This is a genomic window from Mycolicibacterium flavescens, assembly GCF_001722335.1.
In the GTDB taxonomy this organism is placed as follows: domain Bacteria; phylum Actinomycetota; class Actinomycetes; order Mycobacteriales; family Mycobacteriaceae; genus Mycobacterium; species Mycobacterium flavescens.
Genome location: NZ_MIHA01000061.1, coordinates 1 through 879 on the forward strand (window position 1 = coordinate 1; position 879 = coordinate 879).

Genomic DNA, 879 nt, shown 5'->3' on the forward strand with positions numbered 1-879 from the left:
AACTTCTGTCACTTTGGTTTCTGGGGCCACATTTGGGGGTGTGGTGTCGGTGGGGGTGGTTAGTGTCGGGTTGTGGGTATCGAACGTATGTACGAAGCGCTTGCGGTGGTTCGCCGCGAGCTCGACGTGCTGCGTTCGGAGCCCCTTGATGGGGCGTCGACGGCGGAGTTGTTGGCGTTCACGGCTGATTTTGAGTCGGTGCAGCGGTCGTCGGCGGTGGTGGGGCATCGGGTGGTGGCGCAGTTGGGGCGCGCCCCGGCCGGCGAGTTGGGCGAGTCGTCGGTGAGTCGGGCGTTGCAGACGTTGCTCAATATTTCCCAGGGTGAGGCCAATCGGCGGGTGGGTGAGGCCCATGATTTGGCGCCGCGGTTGGCGATGACCGGTGAGGTGCTGGCCCCGGTGATGCCCAATGTGGCCGCGGGGGTGGCGGCCGGGCGTATCGGTGCTGAGCAGGTGGCGATTTTGCGGAAGTTCTTCAACAAGCAGATTCCGTCGTCGGTGGGTTTTGATGTGCGCGAGGCCGCCGAGGCGCATCTGGCGCAGGAGGCGGCCCGGTTGGGGCCGGCGGCGTTGGAGAAGGCCGTCGAGCACATGGTGACGGTGTTGGAGGAGCATTTCGAGTTTCGTGAGCATGAGCGTCGCCGCAAGACCGGGGTGTGGTTCGGTCCGCAGGATCGCGATGGGATCAGCAAGATTCACGGGGCGGTGGATGCTCCGACGCGGGGGTGGATCGAGGCGGTGTGGGCCAGCTACGGCGCCCCGGGCAAGAACATGCCCGACGCCGACGGGACCCCGCCGCAGTTCACGCCCGAACCCGACGCTGAGCCCGATTACGAACCCGAACCCGAGCCCGACTTCGATCCTGGACCCGACCCGTGG

Annotated in this window: 1 protein-coding gene; it reads left to right on the top strand. The window is 66.2% G+C overall.

Annotation, left to right across the window (positions count from 1 at the left end):
* Window positions 1–72 precede the first annotated feature (72 nt).
* A partial coding sequence (locus BHQ18_RS28835) for a DUF222 domain-containing protein (protein ID WP_131815751.1) occupies window positions 73–879 on the top strand: 807 nt, incomplete at its 3' end.